The organism is Hymenobacter sediminis, assembly GCF_003231285.1.
Lineage (GTDB): Bacteria > Bacteroidota > Bacteroidia > Cytophagales > Hymenobacteraceae > Hymenobacter > Hymenobacter sediminis.
Genome location: NZ_QKNS01000010.1, coordinates 72,499 through 98,842, shown reverse-complemented (window position 1 = coordinate 98,842; position 26,344 = coordinate 72,499). Strand labels below are relative to the sequence as shown.

The following is a 26,344-nucleotide window of genomic DNA, read 5'->3' as shown; positions in this document are numbered from 1 at the left end:
GATGAGACGGCAAAGATCCTCACAATGGCCTAACCGCGTCAGCTACCAGTTGTCGGCTGCGGTTGAGCCTTGCCGCAGGGGCTACGGGTGGGTAGGCGGCTGTAAATAATGGCTGACGTTAATCCGTATCACGACTTCCGCCTTTTGTATAAGTCGGACGGGGTGGCCGCGCCGGAGATTTGTGTCATCACTTCACCACTACAAAACGATGGCAAAGACAATCTTCATTACCGGTGCCTCACGGGGCTTCGGCAACCTGTGGGCCGAGGCTTTTCTGAAACGCGGCGACAACGTAGCCGCCACTTCCCGCAACGTGAGCGGCCTGCAGTACCTGGCCGACACCTACGGGTCGGCCTTCCTGCCGCTGGCCCTCGATATTACCGACCGGGCCCAGTGCCTGGCCGCCGTGCAGCAGGCCCACGCCCATTTCGGCACCCTCGACGTGGTCATTAACAACGCCGGCTACGGGCTGTTCGGGGCCGTGGAGGAGGTGGAAGAGCAGGCCGTGCGCGACATTCTCGACGCCAACCTGCTGGGCACGCTCTGGGTAATGCAAGCGGCGTTGCCCCTCATGCGGGCTCAGGGCAGCGGCCACCTTATTCAGCTTTCCAGTGTACTGGGCATTACCAGCGCGGCGGGTTCCGGCATTTACAGCGCCACCAAGTTTGCCGTGGAAGGCCTGAGCGAAGCCCTGTACCACGAAGTGAAAGGCTTCGGCATTCACGTCACGGTAGTGGAGCCCAACGTGTTCAAAACCGACTTCGGTGGCGCTTCCGCCGTGCACAGCCCCACCATTGCGGCCTACGACCAGGCCAAGGCCTCGCTCTATGGCCTGCCCGCCTTTCACCCGGACAACTACGGCGAGCCGACCGCCACGGTGCCGGCCATCCTGCAGCTGGTGGATGCGCCGAACCCGCCGCTGCGCCTGTTTATGGGCAAGGCAGCTTATCCCTGGGCCCAACACGTGTACGCTAAGCGCCTCGCCAGCTGGGCGGAGTGGCAGCCCGTGGCCGAACGGGCCCACGGCTAAGTGTTCCTTACCAATAGGACCGGCTAAACGCGAAAACCGCTCCTGCTCCTACGGGGAGTAGGGGCCGTTTTCGGTATCTTTCCCCTGGCATTTCCCCCGTTACGACGTGTCCCGCCCATGAAGCATATCACCAGCATCAGTGCCTTTCACCGCGCCTGTGGCTACCCGCCGCCCCAGCAGCCGCTGCTGAGCCTGCTCACCTGCGAACAGCTGCTGCGCTGCACCTTCGGCGAGGACCCGCTGACGACGGATTTCTACCTGATCAGCTTCCGCAAGATGAAGCCGGGTGGCCGCTTCCTCTACGGCAAAACCAGCTACGACCACGAGGCCGGCGCCCTCTCGTTTGTGAAGCCCCGACAGGTCATCCAAATCACGGACCTGCAGCTCGTCGACATGGCGTTCGTGATTATCGTGCACGAAGACTACTTGCTGGGCCACCCCCTACACGCGGAAATAAAAAAGTACGGCTTTTTCGAGTACGAAGTCAACGAGGCCCTGCACCTGGCTCCCCGCGAGGAGCAGATTCTTTGGGACTTGTACCACCAAATGGGCTTCGAGTACGGTAACAACCAGGACGAGTACAGCAAGGAGATAATTCTCAAGCACCTGGATTCCATGCTGTCCTACTCGCAGCGCTTCTACAAGCGGCAGTTTCTCAACCGCAGCACCTTGTCGGGCAGCACGGTGACCCGGTTCACGAGCTTGCTCGCCGCCTACCGCAAGCAGGGGAATCTGCAGACCCTGGGCCTGCCCACCGTGAAGTACCTGGCCGACCAGCTGCACACCTCGCCGCGCTACCTCACCGATTTGCTCAAGCAGGAAACCGGCAAAACGGCTCTCGACCACATCCATGCCTTCTTGCTGGACGAGGCTAAAAACCTGCTCATCAGCTCCGACAACACCATTGCCCAAACGGCCTACGAGCTGGGCTTCAACAATCCGCCCTACTTCACCCGGCTGTTCAAAAAAGAAATCGGCCTGACGCCCCACGAGTACCGGGCCAAATTTCTCAACTAGTTCTCCGGATGGAAAGGGCTCCAGCAATGATAGTGCTTGATGCTGGTGGATATCTAGACTCGGGCTGGAACGCAATACTGGTCCGGATCGCCAAGGGGGTACCTGCTGGCCTGCGTACGAAATGAGGCTTAGCGGCGCCGTATCCTGGTGCAACTCACCCAGGGCGAGGGGCGGCACGCGGTGGCCCGGGCCGTGTTTTACACTCAGAAGAAGAGGTCTTAGGGCATACCCCCGCCGGCATACAGCGGACACGGGATTGGCCTGAGCCTGGCCAAGCAGATCATGCAGTTGCACCAGGGCAGCATTCAGGTTCATTCGGTAGCGGGGGCGGGCAGTACGTTTCAGCTGTGGTTTCCCCCTTCAACTACCTTCTAAGGCATGGGCATAATCCTACGCTACGTACCAAGGGCGGCTTCCATACGGCCACCGGTAGGGACGGCTAAGTGCCGCTGCATTCCTGTCTATTTCAGAACCGTGTACAGCCCCGGAAATTCCGTTTTCAGCAGGTTAATGGTGGTTCCCCCAAGGTTATCAAACACTTTGTTGCCGGCTTCGAAGTCGCGCAGCAACGGGTGCGAGACTTTCATCAGGCGGGCAATCCGGGCTTCATCATCTCCCATGAACTCCAGCACGTGCTGGATCTGAGCCGCGGTCATTTTCAGTTTCTGTAGGCGGGTGATAATGCGCTGCTGCAGGGTCGGCAGCTCCGCCTGCAGGGCCAGCGTCATCTGCTTTTCCACGGGCCGGACCGGACTAGTGGTTTTTGGGGGACTCACCTCATCCGCCGGCTCCGCCAGCCGGACCTGCGGCTTGGGAATCAGGAAGCGGACGGACTTGACTTTTTTACCATCCTTGATGGGCTCGTAGTTGACCACCCAGCCCAGGGAGTGCAGCTCGCGCATGGCGGGCTCCAGCACGTAGCGCTTGAAGTCGTAGAAGAGCGTATACGTTACGTCGTTGTCATCCCCGAGTACCTGCTTGCGCAGGGCCTCAAACTCCACCTCCCACAGCCCCACGTCATCCCAGGACTTAAGCAGCCAGTACAGGCGGTGGGCGTGCGCGGATTTAAGCGTGAGCAGGGACTCCAGCTCCACGTGGGTGTACTGCTCGGCCAGCTGCAGCAGAAACGGCTTGATTTCCGGGGCGAAGTTACCCGTCAGTAAGCCCGTGCCTTCATTCAGGTCCAGGTAGCTGATAATGGAATAGGCCGTAAAGCGCTTTTTATTGCCCGTCTGCGACTCGATGCTGACGACTTTGGACATGAGGCTTTTGCAGGCATCCCGGATGGTCTCGTACACGCTGCCGCCCTTCTTTTGCGTCATGACCCGGTTGATGGGAATCGAAATTCCGGGCAGTTCCGTCTGGTCCTGGTGAATGCAGCCCAGAGCCAGGGCAAAAATCCGGGCTTCCACGTGCGTGAGCTTCAGGGGAGCTCGCACCAGCGCGTTGGCCTGATAGGCCCGGGGATACAGCACGGGAACAGTAGGAGTATTCATAAGCTAAGCAAATACGGACGGCTAACCCACGAAGTTAAAAGTATCAACGTGAAATCCTATTGGCTTTCACGCAACAGCCCGGGTAGTGCCATTTTTCACGCAGAACCTGACTTGGCCATACCGGTGCCATTTTTCACGCAGGACCTACCTCCCCTACTGCCCTGGTGCCATTCTTCACGCAGGAGTGCCATTTTTCACGCAGCAGAGTGCCGTTTTTCACGCAGATGGTGCCATTCTTCACGTAGATGGGTGCCATTTTTCACGCAGCAGAGTGCCATTTTTCACGCAGATAATCGCTTTAAGATTTTGACAATCAATACGTTACGAGGCCCTGAATATAGAATAGAAAGAATAGCTTAAGAAGACAGAAGAGGCTCTGCTTTTTTTGATTGATTATTTTTTTGCTTTTGCCTGGATAAAAAGGGCATTTAGAGCTTGTAAGGGCCGTTTTTTGGGTGTTCGGGCCGGACAAGGCAACTGGCACCTAGAGAAAATCTCTCTGGGCATCTGCGTGAAAAATGGCACCCCCCTCCCCTCCCCCGGCTGAGGTGTTCATGCCTTTGGAATCAGCTACTTGTCATCTGCGTGAAAAATGGCACCCTGCTGCCGCTGGCATTCTCACGGGCAGTACCTGAGTGGTTAGCTACCAGTAGCCGGCCGGTGGTACGGCCAACCTGGGCACCCCTTGGCGAGGGAACAGTATCCGGGTGCATCTCTGCGGGGAGTCCGCGGCTGATGAGCACCTAGTCCTTCCAACAGCCCCGGACTTGCCCGACGTCCAGAGCTGCGCCAAAGGCGGGCCGTGCATCCCCCTTCCTGGTGAGTGGGCTTAAATCCTAACCCCTGCCCCTGGTGACTGCTCGGTTATGGGTTCGCTGATCGGTGCTTAAGTCTGTCCCACCATCCGCCGCGCTACCCGTCCATCTTCATTGGCTCAATGCCGCCCCGGTGCAACGGCTACCGGCTTCCTTTGGCAGCCCTGGTGAATTCGTGGGGAGGGCTGGAGTCAGCAGGCAGTCCTGCCCTGCTTGTCAAAGCAAGTGATGTATGCGCCTTGAGTCCGCTGATATATCCTGCCTGCTATTGGCCGCTACCTGGCAGCTGCTCAGCATGTAAATTGCTACCCTTTAACAACTTCGCTTTTCCTATTTATCGTCATATGTTCATGCATGGTGATATACTATACACTGTAGATGTATGAACAAGACTACTTGATGTTGTGTATTATCCGCTGTCTATTACACGTTTATCGATTATACGAACACCTGAAAATAAACCTGGTATTAGGTTGGCTTTTAGGTGTGAATCTACACCTCGTACAAGGTATAGATTCACACGTGCAACCAGGTGGTTTTATTCACCTCACTTGTACTTCTTTTGCTCCCGCTGAATCTTTTCCTGAATTGCCTCTAACAGCCAATCCTGGGTTGAGATACCTAGCTTGGGGCTGGTAGGTTTGCGAGGGCGTTTTGCTCGCAGCTCGTCGATAACCGCCAGCATCGTAGCCGGCAGCTTGATGTTGAAATTCTTCAGCTTAACGTCGGCGGTATCCGGAGCCGTAAGCGAGGAGCTGCCCCGGTTGATGACTTCCTCAACCTTCTTTTCATCAAGGTTTGGCGCCGGTAGCGCCGGGGCCGGAGCCTTACGGATTGGGGGCTTAGAAATGGCCATACTACTTGGTCACGTGGCTGAATAAAACATTAAGCTCGGCAACGGCCTTTTCGTCCACCGGAGAGTGCTCAAAGACGGACAACCCCTTGCTGGCTGCCGTGGCAAAGGCTTTGCGGTTGACTACGGGAAAGTCCACGAAGTTGAGATCCTCATTTTCCCGCAGCACCTCCATGGCCTCGGCGTTGTCCACCCCTCGGGTATCCGCCTTGTTCAGAAAGGAGAAGGTTTGCAGGGGGCTGGTGCGCACGTCCTGCACCTCTGCCAATAGCGCGAGTACTTTGGAGAGCGTCCAGATTTCGTACGAGCGCGGAGCAAATGGCAGCAGGTACCGATCCGATACAAATAAGGCGGCCCGTTGGCTGGAAGTGTCCCGCCCACCCGTGTCGATGATAATGTGGGTGTACTTCGGCTTGAGCAGCTCAACCTGACGCCGGACTAAGGCGCCAGTCAGCTGCACCAGAGTGTAGCCCAGCTCTCCATTGCGCGTCTCTCCCCGCCACGCCGTAAAGTCAGATGAGCTTTCCTGCTCATCCGCATCCACTAGCAGCACGTCGTGTCCTTGGCGGGAAAGCCATACGGCCAAGTTTGTGGAAATGGTGGACTTGCCAGTCCCTCCTTTTATTCCTCCTACTGTGATTACCATGTAGTTGTGAAGTGATATAAGGTGTTGAATCAGGTGCAGTACCAGGTGTAGATATGAAAAGCCAGGAAGCCTTATTATAGGTGCGGTTATTCACCTATAAACCCACCTGTTTATGGTTTAGGAAGTAGGTGTAGGCTCAAAGCTGTTTTTGGGTGCAAAATACAGTTTTTTTTCAGGTGTGATACGAGTTGCGCAACAAGTTATGGTTACGGGTGCAGTTATAGGTTTATTTATAGGTGTGTATATAGGTGGCTTTACAGGTGTATTTACAGGTGTAAAAAAGCAATATTTTGCAGCCTGAATAAGGTGGATGAATACAAGTAAATGCACACCTTGATTAAAATGTAAAACAGGGTGCAAATTAAGGTGTATTTTCATACCCTAATCTGCACCCTGTTTTAGGTTGAAAAAACTTAGGATGATTAGCTTCTAGCCAGCAGGGAAGAGCAACCAATTGTTGAGGCTAGCTCGAGTAGGGGATAGGCTTAGAAAGCCTGCTTCCTTCATGATTTCGTGGTCAGATTAAGCAGCCTGCTGCCCAGCAACGAGGGCTCACAACTTGCTTTCTAATGGTGACTCACCTGCAAGTCAAGCCATCACCACTCAGTGGGGTAATGCTGGACGGAGCAGTTTGGTAGGAGCCGTTTCGAAGAGTCTGCGTGGGGTTGCCTCTGGTGCACAGAGATCAGTAGGGGGGAACCACCGGTTGAACGTTTGGCCCTACTTTTTGACCGTTTGCCTATCACTGGCCCTCCGCCAGTGCCCGGACCTTTGCGCTAGGTTTTTTCTTCTTAAGCACGACGTAGCATATGACCACAGTAGAGCAACAAGCCCGGCAGTTCCGCCTGCTGACCGATTGGTACCTTTCGGTGCTGGAAGACATTGAGCCGGCCGCCGGCCGCCGAACCCTGAGCGAGCACAACAATAGCCTGGAATGGCTGGCCGGCCACTTGCTGGTAACGCGCAGCCGCAACATTACCCGGTTAGGGGGGCCGGCGCAAGAGCTGCCCTTCCTGGACGCCTACGTAGATCCAACCTTACCGCTGCCCGGCTTCCGACCCTTCGATGCCAACCGGATCTACCCGACTCTGGCCGAGTGTGCCCGGGTCTGGGAGCAGGTTTCCCAGACCTTTCTAGCCACGCTGGAGGCTGCCGATGAGCGCGTACTGCAAGCTGAGTTGCCGCTCAGCGGTCCGACCGGCGGCACTACCCTGGAAGACTTGCTGGTTTCGGTGGTGCTGCACGAGTCTTTTCATATCGGGCAAATGAGTATCATTCGCAAAGCGCTCGGCTACCCCGCCATGTACTGGTTTCCGCGCCAGGCCCACGCGTAGAAGATTTCGTCGCCTCATCCTGCCGTTAGTGCTCATGCGTGCATCTGCCCCTTCCTCGAATAGCGAGTCCACGAAAGCCCCGATTTCGCTCGTGCGCTACCGCACCCAAACGCCCACTGCCCGGGCCCGCGTGCTGTTATCGCAGCACATGTTCACTTTTCTACTGGAAGGCGAGAAGACCGTGCATTTTGCCGGCGCCCAGGTGACGATTCACCCGCAGCAGTTTGTGCTGCTGGCGGCAGGAAACTGCCTGATGAGTGAGAAGGTGGCGGCGCCGGCCACGCAGTACCATAGCCTGCTGCTGCTCTTCGATCACCAGGTGCTCGCTGATTTCTGCCACCGTCATGCCGCGTGGCTCGGTAAGCCCACCCTGCAAGCGGCAAGCCAGCCGTTTCTGCGGTTTGAGCAAGATGCCTTTCTCACCAATTTCGTGGGGTCGTTGAACTGCTTGCTGACGGAGGAAGCGGCGGTTGTTCCCCACGAACTGCAACGCGTGAAGCTGGAGGAGCTGCTGCTATATCTGGCACTGCACTGCCCCGAGCAGTTCCAGCAACTGCGCAGTGTAGGCCAGGAGGCCAATGAGGAAGTATTGGTCCGGCAAGCCGTTACCTCCCATATCGACAGCCCGGTTGCCCTGGAGGAACTTGCCTTTCTGTGCCATATGAGCTTGTCCACCTTCAAGCGCCGGTTTGCCCAGCTCTACGGTACTAGCCCGAGCAGATGGCTGCTGGAGCGGCGGATGGAAAAGGCCGCTGCCCTGCTTCGGCAGGCGGACCGCACGGTAAGTGAGCTGTCCGACGAGCTAGGCTACGAGCATATCTCCAGCTTTATCCAGTCCTTCAAGCAATTCTACGGCGTGACCCCCAAGCAGTACCAAGGAGCAGGGGAGGGGCTGGGTACGCCCGCCTGACTTACCCGCTATGCCGCCGGTAGCTCTACCATCGCGGCAACCCAATGACCTAGCGTGGAAATCCGTCCGTTCACAAGAAGCTTTCTTGATGTGATGCCTCGCCACTTGGGTGAGAGCATCATCTCGGCCCGTGTTCGAGGTAGCTTACCACGAACTTGTCTTCTGCAACTAAGCTGGACGGGCTAGCGAGGATAAGCACAGCAAGAATGAGAGTACCGTGTTTCACCAGGCCCGAACAGGTCGTCAGGTCGTATGCAGCCAACACGCGACAAGCTTGCCTGCCGATAGTCTGGTGTTTCTTATCGGTTTGTTGCCTCGCATGAGATCAAATCCGTCGGAAGGCTATCGGAGGTAAATTCAGGGCTTAGGATCAATTAAAAATATTCAGGAAGGCAGTGATGCCAAACAGGATGAGATAGTGGCAGGAGAGGGGCTTAAAATGCTAAAATTGGCACTTACACTGTGGGGTTGAGGTGTTGGCTAGCTCTCAGGTAGCTTTTTTACCTCACCACTGGGTTTATGACTAACCGGCTATAAGCTAACCAACTGGTGTTGCAGTAGACTTTGCCCATCCTTCTTGGCAGTTGCTCACGGGGTAGTCGGCCTATTATGGCGCCAAGCCCGAGTCACACCCGCGCGGGCGCACAGCAGGCGCGAGAGCGGGTGGGTCCGCCGCGCGGATGTGCATGCGAGCGGGCACCTACGCGTGCAAGCGCCCGTCTGCCCGCGAGGAGCGAGTAGGAGAGAGGAATGCCAGTGCTGCCAGGATAGAAAGGAAGCCTTCTTTGTAAAAACTCCCTCCGAGAAAATTTACGAAATCATCCAGGTTGGCACTTTGACAAATCAGCAGCTTCCTGACCGGAAGCCAGTAGTGAAAAAAGTGTGGAGACTCTTGTTCGAGCATGAGAGTATCGTCTACGTAGCTTTCAACAAGATCGGTGAAATCAGAAATTAAACGCACACCAGTTTTTGACAGACTTTGGTTTCAGATAAAAAGCCAGCAGTGGTGAATTGCTAAAATCTCTGCTTTTCTAATCAATCAGGGTTTGGTGCTTTATGGGATTTCTTCTCTTTTGCAGGAACGCGCAAAATGAGCGAGAACAGCTTTTCGACTTAGACGGGTAATGCAGGGTAGGGGAGTCGCGGGTGGGCGTGCATGTACACGCGCAAGGGCGGGAACACGCATCCGCGGGTGCGTGCACAGGCAGACGTAAGCGCACGAGGAGTCAGGGGTGCTGGGCCGTACGATAGGCATGCGAGCTGCCCACATGCGTGCACCCGGGTGCCTGTCCACACGCGTACGCAAGCGCGAGGGCGGACACGGGCAGGAGCACAGGTGCAGGCGTGGGTGCGAGGTTCCAGCCGAGCGGCTTGTGCTATTTTAACGAAAGCCTAGTTCAAGTAATCGCAGGCAACAACGGCTGAGCCAGTTCACAGCAGAGACAAGGTTTGAGATTACAGTTCTGGATTAAGCCAGAATAGTTTGTGCGGCAGCTTTAGGGGCAGTGTTGTCGGAAACAGAGAAGTCTGGTGTGCACAAGTGCAGGGTCACGCACGCGAGAACGCATGTATGCTGGCGAGGGCACGCGCGCAGGGCATTACTGAACTCACCCAAAAACTAGTAGGCAGAAGCCAGGGACAAGGGTGGTTCGACCCAGTAGGGCAGGGGAGAGACGAACTCGCTTCCTGCCAATTCTAGGTCCGGTAGAAAAATGGGGCAGCTTCCTGCCTACGGAGGTCAGAACAAGGGACGATAGGCAGGAGCGCCTAGATAGGTGGGTAGCCGTAATCACGCAGCTAGCAGGAAGAGACATACATGCTTGCACTAGCTCACGAATAGTGAGTGAAATAAGCTGTTAATGATAGTTAGCAAGAGGGGCATCACATAATCCACGCTAAAGCGGTGGTAGTCAGTGATTTGTGACGGAAATCAGAGATTTTATGCCGGCATTTTAGTCTAACTATCTCATAATCAAGGGCAAAATGCCAAATATGAGTCTTTAAAATCCGATTTTTATGGGTCGATTTTGTGATATCAAATTTAATTGCAAAATTTTAACTGCAATTTGCTCAAAATGAAGCACATAATGCCGGATTTGTGCTCTAATTATTCACGCCATGGCCTTCACTAAATCGACGCCCAAAACGGACAAGCCTACTCCCAAAACTGAGGGTCGGTATTATGCGGAAATCACCGCTGAAGTACACAAACAGCTGGGTAATGTCGACAAAGGATGCAAGCTGACCAAGGCCGCTTATGCTTCCGCCGCCATCAGCTACTTCGCAGAAAGAGGGCCCAATCCGGAGTCCGACTAGGTGCGCGAAGGCCTGCTAATCCAGGCTAAAACAAACCAGCTGGAGACGGCTAAATCCACCCTGGGCAACCGTCTATTTGACTGGCTGACCCAGCACGGAAAGAACACGGCGGGCTTCCTGAAGGGCCACGAAAAGACTTTGTTCACCTACCTGCAGGCGATGGATCAAAACCTCATGAACACCTCAGCGGGCACGAAGAAACTTTGCTGTTGCCTATGTTCAAAGAGATGGTTTTGAACAATGTTGAGGCACTGTATGGGCGTCGATTGGAGGAGCAAATCATGCTGAAAGTACTGGGCCGAGACTTAGCTGAATACCCTGCCAAGCACCGGGAGTTCAATCAAAAACGGGACTTGGATGTAGACAAGCGCTGGAATGAATTGGTTGAAAAGCTGGTGTCAACATTGGGCCCGGCGCCCGTAACTACCCAGCCTACACCCTGGCCAGAACAAAATAAAATAGCAACTGAAGCAGCCCCCACCGCTCCTGATTCAGCACCGTCCTCGACCTTTTAGATGGTCCAGCTGCTCCTATGTACATCAAGATTATCAACCCGGCCACCAACGGAAAGAACGCTTATTCCAACCGGGGAAGCGCCCGCCAGGCTACAAACTATCTCGAAGGCGAAGCCAAAAAACAAGGTGAACAAGCAGTCTTTTTTAACTCTGAACGGACGGATCTAAGCGGGGATGATGCTGTGCAGCTCATCGACTCCAACCGCAAAGGCCTGCGCAAAGACGACGCGAAGTTCTACTCCTTGGTGATTAGTCCGAGCGCTCTGGAGCTGGAACATATTGGCCATGATCCGCAGAAGCTGCGGGCCTACACGGCCCGCGTGATGCAGGAGTACGCCGCCAATTTTGTGACCAAATCGGGCCAGCCGTTAAGCGAAAAAGACCTGGTATGGGTAGCTACCCAACATGACGAGCGGAAGCACCGGGGCCACGACGGCGCTCCGAGCGGGCAGAAAAAAGAGGGGCCGCAGACCCACATTCATATCATGGTTTCGGCCCGCGATAAGGAGCAGAAGATTACGCTCAACCCCCTGGGTAGCGTCGCTCGCTTCAACCGGGTGGACTTCATGGCCAAAGGAAATGCAGCCTTTACCGAGCAGTTTGGCCTACTGAAACGGGCTACCCGTGAGGGCGAATTCGGTAGCCATACACAGGATGATTTTAATCCATCTCGACCTGGTTTCAGACGGCGGCAGACGCATACAGTCGAAGAAATTGCGGATTCTATCCGGCGGGCCGCCGCGAAAGAAGGCAGAACACCTCCCCCAAGGCTCAGCAATTCGGCAGGAAAACCGAGTTTTATTACCGATGCGGTACGTGACAAGCAGCTATTCAATCAGGTTGATAGGGTAAATAAACAATTACCGGCTGACCGACAGCTGGAGCATAACAAGGTGCTCGAAGCGGCCCGTAAACTCGACTATAGCAGGCAGTTTTATGGCCGTTTAGGACTGTTGGGCAAGCAAGCCAGTACGCACAGCTATCATGATTTACCCTATGAGTTTCTGCGCACCGGGAAGGATGCCGAGACCGCAGCCAACGTTATTGCCCAGAATCAGAAGCGAGATGAACGGCTGTTAGAACAAATAGAAAGACTCAACAAAAAGCTTCCTGATACAAACCACTTAATAGGTAATAAAGTAGTAGAAATAGCCCGCGAGCAAGACTATAGCAAGGCATTTTACGGACGGTTGAACCGTATCGGCCGCCAAGTGGATAATGCAAAAGTTGTCCAAGAACCGTACAAATTTCTGCGCACCGGCCGGGTCCACCGAGCATTTGATGATCTGCCACTAGAGCTGTTGATGCAGCCTGCAGGAGCCATTAGCAGGCGTCAAAACAGTGCTCACAATCCGCCTACGCCTTTTAGCTACACGCGTCCAGGTGCTCGATTTGCCCACATATATCAGTTGTCAGCAACGAAAAGGGCGGTCGGAATTGGCCAGGAGTTGGGACGTGATTTGGGCACCCAAGGCTATACGCAGGACATTCGCGGAGATGAGGAACGTGATTAGCCCGAGAAACTACATCGGTCGAGTGAAGCGGTCCAACCCATTGTTGCAAGAAACCTTTAGTGTGGTTATGGGCTGATAGGTACGTGATCAGAATTGACGTCATGCTGCAGTGTGCGTCACAACCCCAATTCTGTTTTCTTTGCTTGAATGCCTACTACCCGTACCATTTACGAACAGCCAGAAGACTGGCAGCACCTGCAGCGCTGGTTTGACCGCCACAACGACCCGTTGCGTCCGTGGAATGTGTCGGCTATCAGCCGCCACGTGGGCATGGCACAAGCAGTAGTTCGGTCGTTGCTAACTGCCCCCAAAGGAGCTGACGGTCTAACCCGAGTAGGTTTCACGACCGAGCGGTTGCGGGTGTTCCAGGACTTGTTCAAGCGCTACGGCTACCGACCTCCCTCCGCTAGCAAGGAAGCTACTTCCGATTAAGCCCAGACCCGCTTACGTTCGAAAAATCAAATAGCTCGCGTACATCTACTTGCAGCGTGCGTGCTATGACGAAAACAGTACTCAGGCTAGTGTTGATGACGCCCCGTTCAATGCGGCCTATTTGGCTGAACTCCAACTCGGCCGCAGCTGCTAGGCTCTCCTGGGTAAAACCTTTTGACTGCCGCACCTGTCGCAGCCGCTGACCAAACTGCGTCAGACGTTCTTGGTCGCGGATGTACTTCACCCTGCAAAGGAGGAATTTTGCAGAATGCAGCATTAGGGCAAATTTGCCCTAATGCAAAAAAACTAGTATCTTTAGGTCATTATATCAGCGGTGCTTGCCTCATCTACACTCAAGAGCCCTAGTTCTTATGAGTAATGACAAGATTATGACTGGTAGCGAAGGTTCTCGCCACTCTCATTTGCATTCAGAGCAAACATATAGCAAGCCAACGCGTGATGAATTGCCCGGAAAGAGCATCTGTAAGCGTAGTAGATATAGCTACAGGGAAGTAATATATGGTCAGTATCCATCCACAGCTAGATGCATCTTAGGAAAAATGCTCCTTTCTAGTGCAAAGTATTACCGCTAGATAATGAGGAGCAACTAAGTATCTGCTTGCACTCGACGTTACAGCCACCAGCTACAACTTGCCACCACATCCTCAGCCATCTCTCCATATAATGAGGTTTTCTTCATTATATAGCAGCTAACTGATATCGCTCAGGCTGTTAAATCTAGGTCGAAATGACACTGTTGAGCGCTTTACTCACAGGATGAAATCAACGAGGTAACCAAGCGATCCATTTTCTGTCAAACGACTATGGGTGGAAACGAACCAGAGCCAAGAAGCCGATAACCATATTTACTAATCTGAATTGGTTATTGGGGTGTTGTTAAACAAATAGGGGGAAACCTCCGACTCGTTGGCATAACCACGCATTTCCAGCGATTAGCGCTCTGAAGGCCAATACGTTACTCGAAACCTAGGCAAAGCCATAGCCTTAATGTTCGTTTTCACTAGCTTCTTTCGATTGCATTAAGGAGCATGTAAGGCTATCGTTTTTCGATGCTCTTACGCCTCTTTTGCACCTTATCACGAGCGACTATGCCAATTGGCCACGGGCTCGGAGGTTTTGCCCTATTTGTTTAACAACACCCTACCAAAGCGCTGACGATCCGCACTTAATAGCCCTGCGCAATACCTACAAACTCGATTCCATTGCCGGTGCGGGCACCGACGTTTCCCGCATAATCAACCTCATGCATTGGGTCCATAATCGAGTACCCCACAATGGGAACATCAATAACCCAGCTTCGCGCAATGCTCAGGATTTGCTGGCCGTGTGCGCACGAGAGAAGCGCGGCCTGAACTGCCGGGGCCTAGCTACCGTGCTCAATGAAGTCTACCTCTCGATGGGCTATAAAGCGCGGTTTATCGGCTGCCTGCCCAAAGACACCGCCGACTTCGACAGCCACGTCATTAACGCCGTGTATTCACCTACCCAAAATAAGTGGCTGTGGATGGATCCCACGCACGATGCCTATGTGATGGACGAGCAAGGCAGCTTACTCAGTATCGAAGAAGTACGCCAGCGCCTGCTTATGAACAAACCCTTATTGCTCAATCCAACCGCCAACTGGAACTATAAGCAATCGACGACCAAAGAAGATTACCTGTACAGCTACATGGCGAAAAACCTGTATTATCTAGAAACTCCGATAAGCAGTCAATACGATTTGGAAACCCGCCGTGCGGGCAAAACGATTCAGTACATCCGACTGCTACCACTAGCCGTCAACGCCCAAAAACAGCCAGTAAGGACCAAAAAAAGTACCACTACTACGCTCACCACTTACCCTACCAATAGTGCAGCGACCTTCTGGCAAAAGCCTTAAGGCGAGTGTTTTTTTTAAACAAACAGGGGGAATTGTCGAGTCGATGATCAACCTACCTAGCCACTAGATTTTACGTGCTGGAACCACTCTTTATAGCACGTAAAGGCCCCTACCTGCCTATCCCGCCGCGGCTATGCTGCTGCCCTGCCTGGCGTATGCGCTGCTGGGCCACCTGGCGCTGGGCTTCCTGTTCTAACTGCGGGTTGAGCTCTTTCACTAGCCCGTAGAAGCGCTTCACCTCCTGGTACTGGGCCTGGCTGCCCTCCACCCCGCGCTGCAGCCCGAGCGGGGCCAGCTTGGCCGCTAAGCTAATCTGCATGTCGCGCATCTTCTGCCGGTCACCGAGCATCGCCCGGCAATTGAGCTTGCCGGCCTGGTCGATGGGCGTGACCGTGGCGTGGATGTGCGGGGTCTGCTCATCGAAGTGCAGCACGGCGTTCACGACGTTCTCCTTGCCGTAGCGTTCGCTCAGCCACTCCATCGCCCGGTCCCGGAAGCCGGCCAGCTTGGCCCCGTCCTCGGGCGAGCAAACCAGTTGGGCCGGCTTGTCCGTCTGGCTGGGTTCCTTATGAATGTCCAAAAAATCGGGGCTGAACGTCATCAGGTGCTCGACCGCCAGCACGGCGTTGCTGCGCACCGTGGCCTTCTTATAGTAGCGGGGGGATAAAATTACGCTAAGCCTTTTCGGTAATTTACAGGCAAACATACCGGATTGAATTGCATAACTTTTTGAAATGGAATCCAAGGAAACTATTGCAACCTATTTTCAGCGCTATGAGCGGGGCTTCCCGCAGGCCGGGCAGGTGGCGGCTTACCGCATTGAGGAGGTGCCAACGCCGGCGCAGTTCCCCTTCGTCCGGCACGACTTTTACAAGATCAAGCTCTTGTGTGGGGCCCAGGGCACGTTACGCTACGCCGATAAGCAGGTTCCGATTGAAGGTTGTGCGCTGGTTTTTGTTAATCCTCTGATTCCGTTTGCCTGGGAGCGGACAGGTGGGTCCGAAACGGGGTTTGCTTGCCTGTTTACCGAGGAGTTTATCACCGGGCAACTGCGCACAGCCAGCGTAGCCGGCTCTCCCCTATTTCGGGCCGGTGGTACGCCGGTGCTGTTTCTACCACCCGCGGCAGAGGCCCGGCTTCGCGGCTTGTTTGAGCTGGTGCTGGTGGAGCTGCAATCAACCTATGCGCACAAATACGAGCTATTACGCAACTATTTGCAAATCATCTTGCACGAGTCGCTCAAGCTGACCGATAACGTGCCTGCTGTTAGGCATACAGCGGCCACGCAGCTGAGCGCCCGGTTTCTGGAACTACTTGACCGGCAGTTTCCACTGGCCTCGCCCCAGCAGCCCGTAGTGCTGCGCAATGCCAACGAGTTTGCTCAGCACCTGGCCGTGCACACCAACCATTTGAATAAGGCCGTGCAGACTACTACTGGCCGCTCTACTACCGCTCACATCGCCGAGCGGCTGGCCGAGGAAGCCAAAGCACTACTGCGTCACAGCAACTGGAGCGTGACCGACATCGGCCACGCGTTGGGCTTTGGGCACGCCTCCAACTTCAACAGCTTCTTCCGCCGCCACGTTGGGCAGCCACCCCAGCAGTACCGCCGCCAGCCGCTTGTACATTCATAAGCTTTGGATTGATTGGCATAATTCTACCTACCCAATCGGCCCGACCTTTGCCCCACATTCACCAACTACATCGGGCACATGGACAACATCACGGGCAAAGTCATTATCATCACGGGGGCCAGTGGCGGAATTGGCGCAGCCACGGCCCGGCTACTGGCCGCACAAGGAGCCAAAGTGGTCCTGGGGGGCCGGCGCATAGAGCAGCTACAAGAGCTGGCTGCGCAAATAACCCAGGCCGGCGGACAGGCCGCCTGCGCCCGCGCCGACGTGAGCCAACGCGCCGACCTAGTGGGCCTCGTAGACCTGGCGCTGGCGCGGTTTGGGCAGCTGGATGTGCTGGTCAGCAACGCTGGCATAGGTCTGATTTCGCCTTTCGACGATCTGCGCGTGGAGGAGTGGGAGCAGATGATTGACGTGAATCTGAAGGGCGTGCTCTACGGCATTGCGGCAGCGCTGCCGGTGTTCAGGCGCCAGGGCAGTGGGCACTTTGTCAATATCCTCTCCACGGCCGGTTTGCAGATTGTGCCGACGATGGGCGTGTACGCTGGCACTAAAAATGCCGTGCGCACTATCGCCGAGGCCTTACGCCAGGAAGCCGGCCCGCAGCTGCGCGTGACCAACGTGTCGCCGGGCTTCGTGCACACCGACTTCGCGGAGGCCATGACCAATCCAGAGATAAAAGACCAGATTCTGACCCGCCGCGACCAGATTGCTATTCCGCCCGAGGCCATAGCTCAAGCTGTAGCCTATGCCATCAAGCAGCCCTCCAACGTCGACGTAGGCGACATGGTGGTGCGACCGACGGCCCAAAGTTGAGTTACTGCGCAACCTACGTCCTGCTGAGTGGTCATATGCTCGATAGATGATAAAAGTCCGCACAAGCTAGTGAGGCAACCAACATTGAGCTTTCTACGCAACCACCATCTGCCAGTAAATTCCGAGCTTTGTCAGGTTAGTTATAGCCGGGAAAACGGATAAAAACACAGTTCTTGCCCCCATCTTTGGTCAGTCTGGCATTATCTACTCGCAGTATGCACGCCGTCCCGTGGAGGCCGACCAGTGTGTGGCCCTGCACGGCTTGTCCTATCTGCTGGCGGGGAGCCTGCGGGTGATGGAAGTCGGACAAAGTCACGTTTTCGAGGCGGACAGTTTGGTGTTTTGCCGAAAAAAACTTCCTGGCTGAATTCATTAAGCAACCAGCCGGTGATGCTCCTTTCCGAGTGCTTTCGGGCAGGAAAGAGGCTTTAAGGGGGAAGAGCACGTAGCAGCAGGCTCCTGTTCCTGGGCAAGCGAGCAGCGGTAGAAGGCCAAGAAGCCGTGGTGTGCACCGGTAATGGCCGTTACTGACATGGATACCGGTACCGCTACTAGTGCAGGGCCTACGGCGCGGGAGGCAATGTTCCCAGTATTTGGGAGGTTACAGGCTAAGGAGGAACGATCAAGCTTGTAACACAAGGCTGCTTGGACAGGTGCTACTCGTTCCATTATAGCAAGTCCAGCCTATCCCCCTATAACGGGGTATTGGTACGAGATTGCAGCCGCATGTAAACCACCGTTTTCCTTAACCAAGCGAGTGTTTTTGAGCTGGCTTGTAGAAAACCGGTCCCTACCTTGCCGTTGATGGAAATAGAACTGTTTGTTGAACAGATCACCGCCTGCCGGCCCACGGCCGAAGAGCTGCGCGCGCGATACACCGACGTCGACTACGAACGTGAAGTGGATCGGCAGTTCGACGTGCAGGTGGTGAAGGCAGGCCAGCCCGGCCGCAACCAATTGGAAACGCTCCTGACCGGTACCACGGTGTCGCAACTCTCCATTGCCGGCATCCAATGGAGTAGTGCGTTCGAACCCCTCGAAGCGCCCGGCTGGGAACCCATGCTCCAATTTGCTTCCTTCCGCGAAGACTATCTCTGCGTAAGTACCGACTTTCGCACCTTGTATTACTTTGATTACCACTGCTTGTTCCAAGACACCAATAACGTGGTCTCATGGCCTTACCAGGACGCGTCCTTTTTGGAGGCGGTGCTCTTTCTGCTGCGCGTAGACACAGCGTTTGAATGCCGCAGCCAAGCGCCCGAGCCTGGAGCGGTCCGAACACTCCGAGATCTGCTGGGAGCAGGTTCGGAGCAGTTCGCATAAACCCTCATGGAGCAATATGCGCCTTGAAAGGAAGCCGCGCTACGGGTACTGACGCGCGCGTAGTCACAAGCACCTAAAGACATATGCTCCTTTAGCTGAACATAGTGTTCAACGAGACTAGGTATCTCTTTACTGGCCCTGAGCTAACCTAGTTGTTCAGCGAAACGAGGGAACCTCATCGGCGGCCCTACGACTGAAAAGATTGCCTGAACGCGACAGGCGATAACTTGGTCTTGGCTTTAAACAATTTACTAAACGAGGGCAGATGTTCAAATCCTAGCTTGTAGGCAATTTCGCTGACCGTTAACGTAGTGGTTGTCAACTCGGCTTTGGCTCGCTCGATCAGCTTTTCGTGAATCAACTGCTGGGTACTTTGCCCCGTCAGCGATTTGAGCAAGCCGCGCAAATAGCTAGGTGACACGTTGAGGCGGTCGGCAATGTCATGCACCGTGGGTAGCCCGTTTGCCAGCAAGTCCTCGGAGCTAAAATACGCGGACAGCAAGCTTTCTAATCGATCCAGCACCTGATGGCTGCTTTTCTTCCGAGTGAGAAACTGCCGCTGGTAAAACCGTTCGGCGTAGTTGAACAAGGTCTCTAGGTGAGAAACGATAATGTTTTGGCTAAAACTATCTAGGTTGGCTTCGTATTCCGTTCTGATCGTGCCCACGATGCCCTGAATCAGCGTTTGTTCTTTATCGGACAGGAAGAGGGCTTCGTGGGTGGCATACTCAAAGTACTCATACTGCTTGAGCTTGGTGGCCAGACTCGTATTCCACAAAAAGTCTGGATGAATAAAGAGCATCCAGCCTTCTACTTGCTCGGGTAGCCCGTTTTCTTCGCCGTGCAGGATCTGCCCGGGCGCCATAAAGGCCAGCACGCCTTCGTCAAAATCAAACGCCTGCTGCCCGTAGCGCAGCTTATTACAGCCTTTCTTGAGGATAACCACGTATAGCTCAAAGAGCACGGAATGGACGCCCGTGTACGATCGTACTTCTGCTAAATCGACCAGGCCAATGAGAGGGTGGTGCGGCTTGGCAAAGCCCAGCAACCGATGAATTTCGGTGATGGATTTTATGCGATGAGGGGTTAAAGGTGTCATGGTGTACCTACGCTTACTGGTGGAAAGGGTACTTAAGCCAAATCAGCAGCAACGGCAGCACTAAAAAGGGTATTTCTAGCCACACAATGGTCAGTTTACCGGCCCTAATTGCCAACGCCATGAGAACGATAATGGACAAGGCATTCAGCACGTTTCCCCACAAGAAGGTTTTGGGCAGTAGGAGCAGCATGCCCGTAATAACACTCCAACTACCTAGGATAGGAACCAGCAGCTCGCCAATACCTAGCTCGCGCATCATGTACAGGGCTTGCGGGTTGTTTTGGGAAGTAAACGCATCCCAGCCGTGTTTGAAGCTTAGCCCCACGGAAACGAGCAGTAGTGCCAGTGAAATCAGGTCCTTGATCAATTCGCGCTGGCTTTAATTTTTTTGAATTCTCGGTGGCCAAATTGGAGCAGCAAATGCGGCATGAGGCGGCTAGCTAGTTTTAGTACACCAACTAGAGGTGGCCGAAGCTCGGATTTATCATTTAGCAGACCGTTGAGCGCCACGGCCACCAGTTTGTCCGCCTCCATCAGCATGCTTGGGTTAGGTTGCACGGCCCAGTCTTTTTGCAGATTGGTTTTGACCCCGGGCGGGATCAACTCAAACACTCTCACGCGGGTGTCTTCTAGTTGCAACCGTAAGGCTTGGGTGTAGGCCCGTACGCCGGCCTTGCTCGCGCTATAAATAGGGGCCGAAGAATAGGCCATAAAGGCGATAGCGGAAGAGACATTGACAATAGCCGCGGCCGGCTGTTGAAGCAGGTGTGGCAAAAATTGGTGCACCATCTGGATAGTGCCCGAAAGATTCGTCGCTATTTCGCGGGTGAGGTCTGCCAACGCCAGGCTACGGTCCTGCAAGTCGAGCAACCGCATCTGCCCGGCGTTGTTGATGAGGATATTAAGGCTGGGAAATTGCCGGGTCACCTCTTGGTAAAGCTGCTCAATGGCGGCCGGGCTGCTCACGTCACTTTGAAAGGGGTGCACAGCCGGAAACCGCCGTTTGGTTTCCTGTAATGCGTCGAGGTCACGGCCCGTCACCAGAACGGTGGCTCCTTGCGCAAGAAGTTGTTTGACCAATTCTAGGCCGATGCCGCTGGTCCCTCCGGTAAGGAGGATAGTGCTGTTTTTCAGTTCCATGGGTTGCTGTTGTAGGTAGTGAGGCAAAGGTCCTGCACCCTACCAAAACAGCGTTAGCCAAAACGACTTTTGGTTTAGCCAAGACGCGCCTGTCAATCAATCGCGTTGCGAGCGTGTCTGGGTATCGTTGCGCTCAACAGCGGTTTCGCGCGCAGTATAGCGCAGATGTCTTATCCGGGAACAGATTGACAATATTCCCTCCTTTAGCTGAACATAGTGTTCAGCTAAAGGAGGGAATAAGATTACGCTCAGCCCCTGCGGCCGTCTGTGCTATTGGCTCAGTGTGGCCAGCAGGGGCTTGCGGTAGCGCTTACCTGATGGTAGTTAATCTGCTCGACGAGATTACTAAGCACAAGTAAGGCTGGCGCTAAGCCGCGGGTATCCCTGAGGCCTTCGCATAAGGCAGGACCATCGTAGAGGTCGTGCGGGCTTACTCGTCCAGTTGGGCCACCATCTGCCACGCTGGTCGAGTTCTTGCTTCATTGTCAGGCGTGGCCTCCTCCAGCCGGCGGCGATACACCCGGACGGGGCCTTGGTCTGCGCGGACGTAGTACTGCGAACCGGCTCCGGCATGATACGTTTGGAAGAGTAGAACCGCTGAAAGGGGAATCTGTAAGCGAGGAGCTTGGTCCAGCTCTAACAAGGAGGGCTCGGTGTCTTCCCCGACCAGCAGGCTATCCGCCTGAGACGTCGGATATAGGTAGAGCGTGAACAAGGGCACTTCCCCATTCGTGCGTCCCGTCGGAAAGGCCTTTAGGCGAACCGTACGCCCAGTCAAGATGAGTGGGCCAGATGATGGGGAAGGAATCGCGGTGATCGTATCAAGTGAGGAAGCCGAATTGGCCGGTCGCTGCTGTGTAGCAGGATGGCTATCACAGGCTGATAACCCCCCTATGCACACGCTGTTCCACAGAAAAGTACGAAACAGGGCACGAGGGGACAGAGTCAGGTAGGCGGGATACAACATAGAAGCGTATAGCTGAACAGTTTCGCCCAAGTATACGGTTGCCTTATTTCGTTAGGTTCCATGCCCTTCACAACGAAGGATAAGGACCGAGCTCTCCTCCGGAAGCCTGTCACAGAACCCAACTACGTTGATCCCTACCTCTTCGAAACAGGTTACTATGAGAGCCGCGCGGAACACGAGGAGTTGCTGGCCCGGCCGGCTAGCACTATTCAACTACGCGAAGGCGTCGCGAATGCCCCGTAGAAGAAGCGCAACTCGCGTTCTGGTAAATAGCAAAAGCCCCGACCATCCGGCTGGGGCTTTTCGTTTGTGGCTATTCCATACTACGGCCACAAGCTTGTCCTTTTGGGGGAGCTTCTTGCTAAAGAAGGCTTTCTACCTTGCTTTTCCAAATGAGTCACGCTTCCAAACAACCGTTCGCCAACCCTGCCTTACCGGTGCACCACGCACTGGCACTAGAGGCCGCTGCCTGCGCAGAACGGGTGTTACCCTTGTTTGAGCTGGCCTACACCGACGATATTCGCCCTCGCCACGCCTTGGCCACGTTGCGGGCGTGGGTGCAGGGTCAGGTAAGCATGATGGACTGTCGACAGGCAGCATTTGCCGCTCATGCGGCGGCCCGGGCTGCCCAACAGCCCGCCGCAGTGGCCGCCGCCCGCGCGGCGGGCCAAGCTGCTGCAGTAGCGCATATGTACACGCACGCTCCTCATGTCGCTACCTACGCAGCTAAAGCACTCACGTTGGCCGGATAAGCTTTACCTGGGCCACCACACCCTACCTGTGTCTGTAATCTGGGAGATTCTACCTACGATGTTTACCACTTCATAACGAGGACCTTGATCATTTTTTAGTTATTTGCTGGCTGCCGGCAGTCCGCTTCTCGGCCGTGCCACTTAGCTCCCTTGTATCATGGAATCTGTCGTAGCAGTTCCGGCTGCTGATGCGCCCCACGCAGTTACCCAAGACGTCGATTGCTTAAACTGTGGTCATGTGATGGCTCAGGGGTTATATTGCTCGCACTGTGGTCAGCAGCGGCCGCACCGGCTTTCGGTTGGGCATGTGCTACACGAACTGCTGCACATCTTTACCCACACAGACAAAAGCATTTTCGCCTACATCGGGCAAGTTCTTTTATATCCTGGCCAAGTCGTGGCCGACTACTTAGCTGGTCGACGCAAACGCTACTTCAACCCCTTCCAATTTCTGCTGCTTGCCGTGGGGGCCGCGACTCTGCTCACCACCGTCGGGCATTACTACGAAGCGACCGGCCATAGTCTACAGCAGCGGCTGCAAAGTAGCGTAACGGCTGCGCAGTTGGTACGGGTGGAGTCGTACTTTCACTTCGTAGGCAAATATCAAAACCTGTGGTGGCTGTTGTTGCTACTACCTATCTATTCACTGATTGCGTGGGGCATGTACGGCCGGCGCCGGGTGAATTATGCCGAGGCGTTTCTGGTATTCGTGGTCGTTGGCGCCGCCTTTCATATCTTCTGGGTAGTGGTGCTATTGGGACTAGTGCTGTTCATGGGCCCCTTTTCAGGCACCAGCAATCTGGCGGCCCTGCTGCAAGTGATAGTCATGTTTAGCTACCTGACTCTAATCGGCCGCCGGGCACTGGGGCTGAGCACAGCGGGAAGTCTGTGGCGAGCCGCCGTGATTGTGTTGCTGGGAGCGGCATGCGGTGCGGGCATTAATTACGTTGCGTTCCGGCTCTACGTAATGGGAGGATAGGGTGCTCATTGGGCCTTCACGTGGTGCAGGACGGTCATAGATGATTTTGAAGCCGAGGCGAGTAGGTCAAGCCTCGCGCACAAACCGAATTAACTCCCGCACCTGGTTTAGGAACCGGGTATCCTCTGATATGGGCGCAATTTCCTGCGTCGTTTGCCGGCCTAGGGCTTCGTACTCCCAAGCATTCCGCCGCGTCAACTCCGTCAAGACGCTATCGAGCCGGTCTATCTGCTGACTCTGCTGCTCCGTCGCCCACGGGTCATACCATGTATGGTCCGTAAAATTCACAGACCATAATTCGTCAACTCTTGAAGGAGGACATGAGTAAAGGATGAGGTAATCCAGTAGGAGTATTGGAATCGTAGGTTAGGTAGATTTCCCCATCTACCAATCAGGCGGGCCTTGACAGTGGGAGCTGTCAAGGCCTTTGATGTGATGTATCTTTGTGCCCTACACACCCCTTACCCCATAACTGAGAGTCCCCCCTGATCTGGAAAGCCCCGACCATTTCCCGCCGGGGCTTTTCGCTTCTATACTGGCGTAAGAGGTTCCTGTACCAACTTCTCGGCATCAGATAGCACTGAGGCAGCCCCTGGCAGCTGCCGGAAAGTGACAGGGCACGGCCGGAGTGTCGAGCTATATGGGTGAGACGGGAAGTACCTGATACGGCCTGAAAACTGCATTCAGAATGCAGAAACAGCAACCCCGGTAAGATGGGCTTTTGGTTACGCTGTAACCTCTTCCGTCTTCGTGAGTACGTAGGCAGGTGAAACCTCTTAAACAAGCCCTCGTCACCGAGCTCACGGCTGCCCTGGCTCCCCTCCTACCCGCTACGCCTTCCGGTGCGCTTCCCAAGGGGGTCGCGAATGCCGTGGAGGATCTGGCCGACAGCCTCCTGCGCTGGCGCGCCAATCAGCAACGCCCTGCGCGGTTGCCTTCTGCCAAAGACAGCTCCTCCGAGTCGGACGCGCTCGCCCGCCTCATGGACAGCCGCCTGCACGAGGAAGAGGACACCCCATTATCCGACCCGGCTCCCCTGCCTCCACCACAGGCTCCGGCCAGCGTAGCGGCACAACCCAGTCCCGAGCGAAAGCGCCGCCCCCGCCTACCCCGGTAAAGATTCTCAGCGCCGGGTTCGTTCCCCTTACGTCGCGGGACGCTCCGCCTAGCGAGAAGTAGTTAGTAACGTCAGCACCAAGGGGTTGGCAATGAGTTCCTGCGTGGCCTCCTGCAGTCTGGGGTGGGCCTGCATCTGATGGATGAGCCAGTAACATTCCAGGGGCGAAGGCTCGGTAAAGGCCATGCTCCACTGCGGAAAGCAGCGCTGTGCAGCTACCCCGGCGCGGGTCCTGTTGAATCCGGGTTCAGTTCCTGATAAATGCCTCCGTAGGGCCCCACCGTGAAGCTGACCGGAATGGTATCCGGAGGCTGTTCCATCGGGTCTTAGGAGGAAGTAGCATGGTGACTTAGCAACTGGGCCAATTCTACGTACGATTCGCTTCGTTTCGGGTGATACTGGGGCTGCCCTGTCAGACTAGACATTTATAGTAGGGCACGATGGTGTCTCGCCCGGTGTACGGATGAGAGCGCATGATGGCTTCTTGCCGGGCCATCGCTTGCTGGCGGACCCTGGCCACGGCCTGGGTGTGCTTCAGGGGCGTTTGTTGGGGATCAGCGTCTCCACTGGTCAGGCCGTAGACAAATAGCGCGACCAGTTCGACGGGGAGCAAGCCAAGCAGCACGGCCAGGGCATGCCAAAAGCGCTTGTAGCAGCAGGCAAGTATTATCCCACAGAAGCCCAGGAGAAGAGAAAAGAAGAGCAGGTGATACGTGCTTGCAGCAAGGCCTTCATTGCTTTATGTGAAGGTGCTTATTTCTAGGAAAAGGATGGCTGCTACCACCCCGCAACTACCCAGAAAGCAGAGGATGAACAGCAGCAGGCTGCTCAGCAGACTACTCATGTGTTTGGGTGGAGCTGCAGGGGGAGATGGCTGTGAGGATAGCGACGGCATGAGTGGGTGAGTTGTACAGCAGGGGACGGTGCCTTGCCACAACGATACGAAAAAGCCCCGGCCGGATGGCTTGTCCTTACCCAAATCTCTAAAGCGTTCCGGCTTATGGCTGGAACGCTTTTTTTAGTACTATTAGCGGCCTTCTAAAAATTTAAAATCACAGTACTTTGAGTGACTATTGCTCATTTTAACAATTTCTACGACGCATCACATGTATCTTATCCTATTGCTTTCCGAGGATTACTTCTCGGGTATAATAGGCTTGTTCAAGACAGCAATAGTTATTTGCCTGTACGCACTCGCCCTCTTCTTTCTTTTGCATAACCGGCGCACCTCTGAGTTAAAACCATTGGGAGTGGGCCTCGCTTTATTACTGGTTTACATTGGGTTCCATACGTGGCCTGATACCTATTCATGGGAAGGGCATCCCTTTGGGGATTATTTTTTTTTCTTTTTTCTATGTATTCCCTTGATGGTAGCCAGCCTGGTCTACGCCGTCACCCCAAAATCAGAGGAGTAATGTCCCCGTCTTAAATAACACGAAGTGCCCGCAGTCACCAGCTAAGACCTACAACAGCTTCGAAGCGGACAAGCTAGTAGCTGGGCCGTCTTACAAAGATTACCCGTCTCGCAGATGGGAGGCTAACTGTACGCCGGCAACGAGTTGGCGCAGATAAACGAAACCACGCCACAAGGTTTGCCAGCCAGGTCGCCCGTCGCTGGCGCGGCCCAGATGACCGCCTAATGCCGCCAGGGCATTGTTGACCTCGCGCACAGTGCGCACGGGTCGCCGGCTCACGGTGCACAGCACCCGCAAGGCCGTGGTCTCCAGGCCGGCCGCCTC

31 protein-coding genes are annotated in these 26,344 nt (G+C 54.9%); 17 read left to right on the top strand and 14 right to left on the bottom strand.

What is annotated here, in order from left to right; genetic code table 11:
- The first annotated feature begins 208 nt into the window (after positions 1–208).
- The 3 genes from DNI29_RS21995 (at position 209) to DNI29_RS25180 (ending at position 2,422) form a co-directional block, all read left to right on the top strand.
- On the top strand, positions 209–1,030 hold the full coding sequence (locus DNI29_RS21995; protein WP_110980303.1) for an SDR family NAD(P)-dependent oxidoreductase: 822 nt from the start codon (positions 209–211) through the stop codon (positions 1,028–1,030).
- A gap of 117 nt (positions 1,031–1,147) precedes the next feature.
- The gene (locus DNI29_RS21990) at positions 1,148–2,047 is read left to right on the top strand and encodes a helix-turn-helix domain-containing protein (RefSeq protein WP_110980302.1); all 900 of its coding nucleotides are present in this window, start codon (positions 1,148–1,150) and stop codon (positions 2,045–2,047) included.
- A 225-nt stretch (positions 2,048–2,272) separates the two neighbouring features.
- Positions 2,273–2,422: a sensor histidine kinase gene (locus tag DNI29_RS25180; RefSeq protein WP_110980301.1), complete on the top strand. Its 150-nt coding sequence runs from the start codon at positions 2,273–2,275 to the stop codon at positions 2,420–2,422.
- Positions 2,423–2,508: 86 nt separating this feature from the next.
- On the opposite strand, the gene DNI29_RS21980 is transcribed toward DNI29_RS25180, so the two are convergent.
- The 4 genes from DNI29_RS21980 to DNI29_RS21970 form a co-directional block, all read right to left on the bottom strand.
- Positions 2,509–3,543 (bottom strand): replication initiation protein, encoded by a 1,035-nt coding sequence (locus tag DNI29_RS21980; RefSeq protein WP_110980300.1) that lies wholly within the window; start codon positions 3,541–3,543, stop codon positions 2,509–2,511.
- Between the two features lie 133 nt (positions 3,544–3,676).
- Positions 3,677–3,799, bottom strand: a complete 123-nt coding sequence (locus DNI29_RS25175; protein WP_262510236.1) for a hypothetical protein — start codon at positions 3,797–3,799, stop codon at positions 3,677–3,679.
- Between the two features lie 1,106 nt (positions 3,800–4,905).
- Positions 4,906–5,214 carry a hypothetical protein gene (locus DNI29_RS21975; RefSeq protein WP_110980299.1) on the bottom strand — a complete coding sequence of 103 codons (309 nt, stop codon included), beginning with the start codon at positions 5,212–5,214 and terminating at the stop codon, positions 4,906–4,908.
- Between the two features lies 1 nt (position 5,215).
- Entirely contained in the window at positions 5,216–5,857 is a 642-nt protein-coding gene (locus tag DNI29_RS21970) for a nucleotide-binding protein (protein WP_110980298.1), read from the bottom strand.
- Positions 5,858–6,666: 809 nt separating this feature from the next.
- Here DNI29_RS21970 and DNI29_RS21965 point away from each other — a divergent pair.
- Both DNI29_RS21965 and DNI29_RS21960 read left to right on the top strand, forming a co-directional pair.
- On the top strand, positions 6,667–7,191 hold the full coding sequence (locus DNI29_RS21965) for a DinB family protein (protein WP_110980297.1): 525 nt from the start codon (positions 6,667–6,669) through the stop codon (positions 7,189–7,191).
- 34 nt (positions 7,192–7,225) lie between these two features.
- Positions 7,226–8,101, top strand: coding sequence for a helix-turn-helix transcriptional regulator (locus DNI29_RS21960; RefSeq protein ID WP_110980296.1), 876 nt, complete (start codon positions 7,226–7,228; stop codon positions 8,099–8,101).
- A 700-nt stretch (positions 8,102–8,801) separates the two neighbouring features.
- Here the strand turns inward: DNI29_RS21960 and DNI29_RS24310 are convergent.
- On the bottom strand, positions 8,802–9,062 hold the full coding sequence (locus DNI29_RS24310; RefSeq protein ID WP_123823376.1) for a hypothetical protein: 261 nt from the start codon (positions 9,060–9,062) through the stop codon (positions 8,802–8,804).
- A 1,157-nt stretch (positions 9,063–10,219) separates the two neighbouring features.
- On the opposite strand from DNI29_RS24310, the gene DNI29_RS21950 reads away from it, so the two are divergent.
- The 4 genes from DNI29_RS21950 to DNI29_RS21930 all read left to right on the top strand — a co-directional run bounded on the left by DNI29_RS21950 (position 10,220) and on the right by DNI29_RS21930 (position 12,878).
- Positions 10,220–10,417, top strand: coding sequence for a hypothetical protein (locus DNI29_RS21950; protein WP_110980294.1), 198 nt, complete (start codon positions 10,220–10,222; stop codon positions 10,415–10,417).
- 215 nt (positions 10,418–10,632) lie between these two features.
- Positions 10,633–10,932 (top strand): hypothetical protein, encoded by a 300-nt coding sequence (locus DNI29_RS21940; protein ID WP_123823375.1) that lies wholly within the window; start codon positions 10,633–10,635, stop codon positions 10,930–10,932.
- Positions 10,933–10,949: 17 nt separating this feature from the next.
- Positions 10,950–12,446 (top strand): DUF5712 family protein, encoded by a 1,497-nt coding sequence (locus DNI29_RS24770; RefSeq protein ID WP_202910562.1) that lies wholly within the window; start codon positions 10,950–10,952, stop codon positions 12,444–12,446.
- Between the two features lie 147 nt (positions 12,447–12,593).
- Positions 12,594–12,878, top strand: a complete 285-nt coding sequence (locus tag DNI29_RS21930) for a hypothetical protein (protein WP_110980291.1) — start codon at positions 12,594–12,596, stop codon at positions 12,876–12,878.
- Here DNI29_RS21930 and DNI29_RS21925 read toward each other — a convergent pair.
- Positions 12,865–13,122, bottom strand: a complete 258-nt coding sequence (locus tag DNI29_RS21925) for a helix-turn-helix domain-containing protein (protein ID WP_110980333.1) — start codon at positions 13,120–13,122, stop codon at positions 12,865–12,867. The genes DNI29_RS21930 and DNI29_RS21925 overlap by 14 nt on opposite strands.
- An 843-nt stretch (positions 13,123–13,965) precedes the next feature.
- Here DNI29_RS21925 and DNI29_RS21920 point away from each other — a divergent pair.
- Positions 13,966–14,778, top strand: a complete 813-nt coding sequence (locus tag DNI29_RS21920) for a transglutaminase-like domain-containing protein (RefSeq protein WP_162303706.1) — start codon at positions 13,966–13,968, stop codon at positions 14,776–14,778.
- 109 nt (positions 14,779–14,887) lie between these two features.
- Here DNI29_RS21920 and mobV read toward each other — a convergent pair whose 3' ends face one another.
- A complete protein-coding gene (gene mobV / locus DNI29_RS21915) occupies positions 14,888–15,484 on the bottom strand; it encodes a MobV family relaxase (protein ID WP_110980289.1) in 597 nt (198 codons plus the stop codon).
- A gap of 28 nt (positions 15,485–15,512) precedes the next feature.
- On the opposite strand from mobV, the gene DNI29_RS21910 reads away from it, so the two are divergent.
- From DNI29_RS21910 to DNI29_RS21895, 3 genes are all read left to right on the top strand, one after another.
- Complete coding sequence (locus DNI29_RS21910) at positions 15,513–16,412, top strand: helix-turn-helix domain-containing protein (protein WP_110980288.1); 900 nt, start codon at positions 15,513–15,515, stop codon at positions 16,410–16,412.
- A 78-nt stretch (positions 16,413–16,490) separates the two neighbouring features.
- A complete protein-coding gene (locus DNI29_RS21905; protein WP_110980287.1) occupies positions 16,491–17,228 on the top strand; it encodes an SDR family oxidoreductase in 738 nt (245 codons plus the stop codon).
- A gap of 804 nt (positions 17,229–18,032) precedes the next feature.
- Entirely contained in the window at positions 18,033–18,551 is a 519-nt protein-coding gene (locus DNI29_RS21895; RefSeq protein WP_110980285.1) for a hypothetical protein, read from the top strand.
- Positions 18,552–18,738: 187 nt separating this feature from the next.
- On the opposite strand, the gene DNI29_RS21890 is transcribed toward DNI29_RS21895, so the two are convergent.
- From DNI29_RS21890 to DNI29_RS21875, 4 genes are all read right to left on the bottom strand, one after another.
- Complete coding sequence (locus tag DNI29_RS21890; protein ID WP_110980284.1) at positions 18,739–19,650, bottom strand: helix-turn-helix domain-containing protein; 912 nt, start codon at positions 19,648–19,650, stop codon at positions 18,739–18,741.
- 13 nt (positions 19,651–19,663) lie between these two features.
- Positions 19,664–19,975 (bottom strand): hypothetical protein, encoded by a 312-nt coding sequence (locus DNI29_RS21885; protein WP_238388182.1) that lies wholly within the window; start codon positions 19,973–19,975, stop codon positions 19,664–19,666.
- Positions 19,976–20,013: 38 nt separating this feature from the next.
- A complete protein-coding gene (locus DNI29_RS21880) occupies positions 20,014–20,790 on the bottom strand; it encodes an SDR family oxidoreductase (protein WP_110980282.1) in 777 nt (258 codons plus the stop codon).
- Between the two features lie 430 nt (positions 20,791–21,220).
- Positions 21,221–21,568 (bottom strand): hypothetical protein, encoded by a 348-nt coding sequence (locus tag DNI29_RS21875; RefSeq protein WP_123823374.1) that lies wholly within the window; start codon positions 21,566–21,568, stop codon positions 21,221–21,223.
- Between the two features lie 249 nt (positions 21,569–21,817).
- On the opposite strand from DNI29_RS21875, the gene DNI29_RS21870 reads away from it, so the two are divergent.
- The 3 genes from DNI29_RS21870 to DNI29_RS21860 all read left to right on the top strand — a co-directional run bounded on the left by DNI29_RS21870 (position 21,818) and on the right by DNI29_RS21860 (position 23,488).
- Positions 21,818–22,000 (top strand): hypothetical protein, encoded by a 183-nt coding sequence (locus DNI29_RS21870; RefSeq protein ID WP_110980280.1) that lies wholly within the window; start codon positions 21,818–21,820, stop codon positions 21,998–22,000.
- Positions 22,001–22,149: 149 nt separating this feature from the next.
- Positions 22,150–22,509, top strand: coding sequence for a putative immunity protein (locus tag DNI29_RS21865; protein WP_110980279.1), 360 nt, complete (start codon positions 22,150–22,152; stop codon positions 22,507–22,509).
- Positions 22,510–22,666: 157 nt separating this feature from the next.
- Positions 22,667–23,488, top strand: coding sequence for a DUF3667 domain-containing protein (locus tag DNI29_RS21860; protein WP_110980278.1), 822 nt, complete (start codon positions 22,667–22,669; stop codon positions 23,486–23,488).
- Between the two features lie 66 nt (positions 23,489–23,554).
- On the opposite strand, the gene DNI29_RS21855 is transcribed toward DNI29_RS21860, so the two are convergent.
- Positions 23,555–23,776 (bottom strand): hypothetical protein, encoded by a 222-nt coding sequence (locus DNI29_RS21855; RefSeq protein ID WP_110980277.1) that lies wholly within the window; start codon positions 23,774–23,776, stop codon positions 23,555–23,557.
- A 478-nt stretch (positions 23,777–24,254) separates the two neighbouring features.
- On the opposite strand from DNI29_RS21855, the gene DNI29_RS21850 reads away from it, so the two are divergent.
- Complete coding sequence (locus DNI29_RS21850; RefSeq protein WP_110980276.1) at positions 24,255–24,605, top strand: hypothetical protein; 351 nt, start codon at positions 24,255–24,257, stop codon at positions 24,603–24,605.
- Positions 24,606–24,653: 48 nt separating this feature from the next.
- Here the strand turns inward: DNI29_RS21850 and DNI29_RS24620 are convergent, their stop codons facing one another.
- Entirely contained in the window at positions 24,654–24,791 is a 138-nt protein-coding gene (locus DNI29_RS24620) for a hypothetical protein (RefSeq protein WP_162303705.1), read from the bottom strand.
- Between the two features lie 1,328 nt (positions 24,792–26,119).
- Complete coding sequence (locus tag DNI29_RS21835; protein ID WP_162303704.1) at positions 26,120–26,299, bottom strand: hypothetical protein; 180 nt, start codon at positions 26,297–26,299, stop codon at positions 26,120–26,122.
- Positions 26,300–26,344 lie beyond the last annotated feature (45 nt).

Bases quoted from the DNA above. Each gene is read 5' to 3' on its own strand.
- DNI29_RS21960 (WP_110980296.1), top strand. From the start codon at position 7,226: ATGCGTGCATCTGCCCCTTCCTCGAATAGCGAGTCCACGAAAGCCCCG.
- DNI29_RS21965 (WP_110980297.1), top strand. From the start codon at position 6,667: ATGACCACAGTAGAGCAACAAGCCCGGCAGTTCCGCCTGCTGACCGAT.
- DNI29_RS21865 (WP_110980279.1), top strand. From the start codon at position 22,150: ATGAGTCACGCTTCCAAACAACCGTTCGCCAACCCTGCCTTACCGGTG.
- DNI29_RS21970 (WP_110980298.1), bottom strand. From the start codon at position 5,857: ATGGTAATCACAGTAGGAGGAATAAAAGGAGGGACTGGCAAGTCCACC.
- mobV (WP_110980289.1), bottom strand. From the start codon at position 15,484: ATGTTTGCCTGTAAATTACCGAAAAGGCTTAGCGTAATTTTATCCCCC.
- DNI29_RS24770 (WP_202910562.1), top strand. From the start codon at position 10,950: ATGTACATCAAGATTATCAACCCGGCCACCAACGGAAAGAACGCTTAT.
- DNI29_RS21910 (WP_110980288.1), top strand. From the start codon at position 15,513: ATGGAATCCAAGGAAACTATTGCAACCTATTTTCAGCGCTATGAGCGG.
- DNI29_RS24620 (WP_162303705.1), bottom strand. From the start codon at position 24,791: ATGGCCTTTACCGAGCCTTCGCCCCTGGAATGTTACTGGCTCATCCAT.
- DNI29_RS21895 (WP_110980285.1), top strand. From the start codon at position 18,033: ATGGAAATAGAACTGTTTGTTGAACAGATCACCGCCTGCCGGCCCACG.
- DNI29_RS21975 (WP_110980299.1), bottom strand. From the start codon at position 5,214: ATGGCCATTTCTAAGCCCCCAATCCGTAAGGCTCCGGCCCCGGCGCTA.
- DNI29_RS21930 (WP_110980291.1), top strand. From the start codon at position 12,594: ATGCCTACTACCCGTACCATTTACGAACAGCCAGAAGACTGGCAGCAC.
- DNI29_RS25175 (WP_262510236.1), bottom strand. From the start codon at position 3,799: ATGGCACCCATCTACGTGAAGAATGGCACCATCTGCGTGAAAAACGGC.
- DNI29_RS21890 (WP_110980284.1), bottom strand. From the start codon at position 19,650: ATGACACCTTTAACCCCTCATCGCATAAAATCCATCACCGAAATTCAT.
- DNI29_RS21905 (WP_110980287.1), top strand. From the start codon at position 16,491: ATGGACAACATCACGGGCAAAGTCATTATCATCACGGGGGCCAGTGGC.
- DNI29_RS21950 (WP_110980294.1), top strand. From the start codon at position 10,220: ATGGCCTTCACTAAATCGACGCCCAAAACGGACAAGCCTACTCCCAAA.
- DNI29_RS21940 (WP_123823375.1), top strand. From the start codon at position 10,633: ATGTTCAAAGAGATGGTTTTGAACAATGTTGAGGCACTGTATGGGCGT.
- DNI29_RS21860 (WP_110980278.1), top strand. From the start codon at position 22,667: ATGGAATCTGTCGTAGCAGTTCCGGCTGCTGATGCGCCCCACGCAGTT.
- DNI29_RS21870 (WP_110980280.1), top strand. From the start codon at position 21,818: ATGCCCTTCACAACGAAGGATAAGGACCGAGCTCTCCTCCGGAAGCCT.
- DNI29_RS21995 (WP_110980303.1), top strand. From the start codon at position 209: ATGGCAAAGACAATCTTCATTACCGGTGCCTCACGGGGCTTCGGCAAC.
- DNI29_RS21990 (WP_110980302.1), top strand. From the start codon at position 1,148: ATGAAGCATATCACCAGCATCAGTGCCTTTCACCGCGCCTGTGGCTAC.
- DNI29_RS21980 (WP_110980300.1), bottom strand. From the start codon at position 3,543: ATGAATACTCCTACTGTTCCCGTGCTGTATCCCCGGGCCTATCAGGCC.
- DNI29_RS21880 (WP_110980282.1), bottom strand. From the start codon at position 20,790: ATGGAACTGAAAAACAGCACTATCCTCCTTACCGGAGGGACCAGCGGC.